General features: G+C 67.8%; 4 protein-coding genes. All 4 read left to right on the top strand.

Annotated elements, in window-relative coordinates; all coding sequences use genetic code 11:
• The coding region (locus AC1D15_RS23045; protein ID WP_477827804.1) for a hypothetical protein at positions 1 to 347 on the top strand (347 nt) is incomplete at its 5' end.
• A 62-nt stretch (positions 348 to 409) separates the two neighbouring features.
• Entirely contained in the window at positions 410 to 772 is a 363-nt protein-coding gene (locus AC1D15_RS23040) for a response regulator (RefSeq protein ID WP_047511098.1), read from the top strand.
• Positions 773 to 839: 67 nt separating this feature from the next.
• Positions 840 to 2,996: a chemotaxis protein CheA gene (locus AC1D15_RS23035; RefSeq protein ID WP_477827803.1), complete on the top strand. Its 2,157-nt coding sequence runs from the start codon at positions 840 to 842 to the stop codon at positions 2,994 to 2,996.
• A gap of 63 nt (positions 2,997 to 3,059) precedes the next feature.
• Positions 3,060 to 3,379: MCP four helix bundle domain-containing protein (locus tag AC1D15_RS23030; RefSeq protein ID WP_477827802.1), on the top strand; the 320-nt coding region annotated here is incomplete at its 3' end.

Genomic DNA, 3,379 nt, shown 5'->3' with positions numbered 1-3,379 from the left:
AGACCCTGCTGGCCGACGCCTGCGACACGCTGATGCAGCGCTTCTACGGCGCCTCGGAACAGATCCGCGTCCTGCGCGAACGCCCCCACTCGGGCGAGGAAAGCGACCAGGTCTTCAGCGGCGTCATGCAGGATCTGGGCGGCGCGGTCACCGCGCTGCAGTTCCAGGACATGGCGTCCCAGCTGATCCATCACACCAACCGCCGGTTGCGCAACTGCGTCGACCGGCTGGCCCGCGAGGCCTTCGCGGATGACGAAGACGGTGAGACCGTGGTCGAGGAAGCCCCGTTGCGACCCAACCCGGTGACCCAGGCCGAAATGGATGTCGGCTCCATCGAGTTGTTCTAGGCCGCCCCTCAAGACTTCAGTCCCACCTACCGAAACAGTTTTCGAGAAATCCGGAGAAACCCATGCATTCCATCCTCGCCGTCGACGATTCCGCCTCCATGCGCCAGATGGTGTCCTTCACGCTGAAGAGCGCCGGCTACAACGTCGTCGAGGCCGTGGACGGCCAGGACGCGTACGAGAAGACCAGCGGTCGCGACTTCGACCTCGTGCTGACCGACCAGAACATGCCCCGCATGGACGGCATCAGCCTGACCAAGAAGCTGCGCGACAACCCGAAGTTCAAGAGCACGCCGATCCTGATCCTGACCACCGAGTCGAGCGACCAGATGAAGCAGGCAGGCCGCAGCGCCGGCGCCACCGGCTGGCTGGTCAAGCCGTTCGATCCGGCCAAGCTGATCGAAGTCATCAAGAAGGTCGTGCGCTGAGCTTCGCGGCTCGCGCACCGACCTGTTCGCCATCGACCAATAACGACATTCCATCCAGGAGCACGCCATGGGCGAGATGACCTCCGAAGGCTCTCAGCTGAGCGCCGGCATCGACCTGAGCCAGTTCTATCAGGTCTTCTTCGAGGAAGCGGGCGAGAACCTCGACCGCATGGAGAAGCTGCTGCTCGACCTCGACATCGAGTCGGCCGACGACGAAGAGCTCAACGCGATCTTCCGCTGCGCCCACTCGATCAAGGGCGGCGCCGCGACCTTCGGCTTCTCCGACGTCGCCGAGCTGACGCACCAGATGGAGACGCTGCTGGACAAGCTGCGCCGCCATGAACTGACCCCGACCGCGCCGATGGTCGACGTGCTGCTGCAATCGGGCGACGCGCTGCGCGCCCAGCTGGCACGCCACCAGGGCAACGGCGGCGACGAACTCGACACCACCGAGCTGCTGTTCAACATCCGCGCGATGGTCGCCGGCGAGGCCCCCCCGGCCGCCACCACCAGCGCCGCACCCGCCGCCGCACCGGCCGCGAAGCCCAAGGCGGCCGCACCGGCTTCGGCGATGCCCGCCCCGTCGGTCGCCGGCCACGCCCGCGTGCTCGAGCTGCGCGTCGGCCCGCTGAAGAACCTGACGGACGCCGACAACCTGGTCGAGCTGTTCAAGGAAATCACCGACCTCGGCACCATCGAGCCGCTGGACAACGGCATGTCGGCCGACGGCATGCGCCGCTTCAAGATCTGCACCACCAGCAGCGACAGCGACCTGCTGGACCTGTTCACCTTCCACGTGGCGCGCGAGCAGGTTGCACTGCTGCCGCTCGGCCCCGGCTACGGCTTCCATGAAGGCTCGCCGGGTGCCCCGGCCGCCACCGCGCCGAGCGAGGCCGACCTCGGCTACGGCTTCTTCGACGACGCCCCGGGCGCACCGAACGCCGCCGCCGCCCCGGCCGCCGACGCCGCGCCGTCCGCCGACGCTGCCGCGCCGGTCGAGTCCGCCAAGCCTGCTGCCAAGCCGGTCGCGAAGGCCGAGAAGGCCCCGGCCGCCGCGGTCGAGGCCTCGACGCTGCGCGTGTCGGTCGAGAAGGTCGACCAGCTGATCAACCTGGTCGGCGAACTCGTGATCACCCAGGCCATGCTGGCCCAGAACAGCCAGGGCCTGGACCCGGCGCTGTACCAGCAGCTGGCCGCCGGCCTTGCCGACCTGGACCGCAACACCCGCGATCTGCAGGAATCGGTGATGTCGATCCGCATGATCCCGATGTCGATGGTGTTCAGCCGCTTCCCGCGCATGCTGCGCGACCTGGCCGCCAAGCTCGGCAAGAAGGTCGACTTCGTGACGCTCGGCGAAGCCACCGAACTGGACAAGGGCCTGGTCGAGAAGATCACCGACCCGCTGACCCACCTGGTGCGCAACAGCTGCGACCACGGCATCGAGACCCCCGCCGACCGCGTCGCCAAGGGCAAGCCCGAGACCGGCACGATCACGCTGAGCGCGTCCCACCAGGGCGGCTCGATCGTCATCGAGGTGCGCGACGACGGTCGCGGCCTGTCGCGCGAGAAGCTGCTGAAGAAGGCCCGCGAGCGCGGCATCCCGGCCCCCGACTCGATGACCGACCAGGAGGTGTGGGGCCTGATCTTCGCCCCCGGCTTCTCGACCGCCGATGTGGTGACGGACGTGTCCGGCCGCGGCGTCGGCATGGACGTGGTCAAGAAGAACATCACCGCACTGGGCGGCACCGTCGAGATCGATTCGGCCGAAGGCTACGGCATGCGCGTCTCGGTGCGCCTGCCGCTGACGCTGGCCATCATGGACGGCATGTCGGTGGGCGTCGGCGAAGAGGTCTACATCCTCCCGCTGTCGTCGGTGATCGAGTCGTTCCAGGTGCAGCCCGACATGGTCAAGACGATCGGTGGCTCCGGCCGCGTGGTCGAGGTGCGCGACGAGTACATGCCGGTGCTGGAGATGGAGCACGTGTTCAACGTGCCGCGCTTCGACTTCGAGCACGTCAGCGGGATCATGGTGGTGGTCGAGGCCGAAGGCGGCCGCGTCGCGCTGCTGGTCGACGAGCTGCTCGGACAGCAGCAGGTCGTCGTGAAGAACCTCGAAGCCAACTACCGCAAGGTCAACGACGTGTCGGGCGCCACCATCATGGGTGACGGCCGCGTGGCGCTGATCCTGGACGTGGGCAGCCTGGTGCGCCGCTCGCGCCACTGACGCTCTTGCCACTGAGACCGGCCCGCGCGAGCGGGCCCCCTTTCGAACAACCGGAGCAGAGTCATGAAGTTGAATGACGTTCGTGTCGGAGTCCGCCTGGGTGGCGGATTTGCCGTCACCCTGGCGCTCCTGTGCCTGATCATGGTCGTCGGCGTCTGGCGCCTGGGCAGCATCGCCCAGGCCACCCAGCAGATGATGGCCGAGCCGCTCGCCAAGGAGCGCCTGGCCGCCGAATGGGCACGCAACGTGTCGATCGGCGTGACCCGCGGCAAGGCGATCGCCAAGAGCCCGGATGCCACGCTCGAAGCGCTGTTCACCGACGATGCCAAGGCCTCGACGGTGCGCGCCAACGAGATCACCCAGGCGCTGAAGGCCTTCCCGAC

The sequence above is a fragment of the Rhizobacter sp. P2_H2 genome (assembly GCF_056403375.1).
Note: the sequence above shows the minus strand (reverse complement) of the source record. Positions and strands in the feature narration are given on the sequence as shown.

Excerpts from the sequence above, each read along its gene's own strand:
- AC1D15_RS23035 (WP_477827803.1), top strand. The coding sequence starts at position 840 with ATGGGCGAGATGACCTCCGAAGGCTCTCAGCTGAGCGCCGGCATCGAC.
- AC1D15_RS23040 (WP_047511098.1), top strand. The coding sequence starts at position 410 with ATGCATTCCATCCTCGCCGTCGACGATTCCGCCTCCATGCGCCAGATG.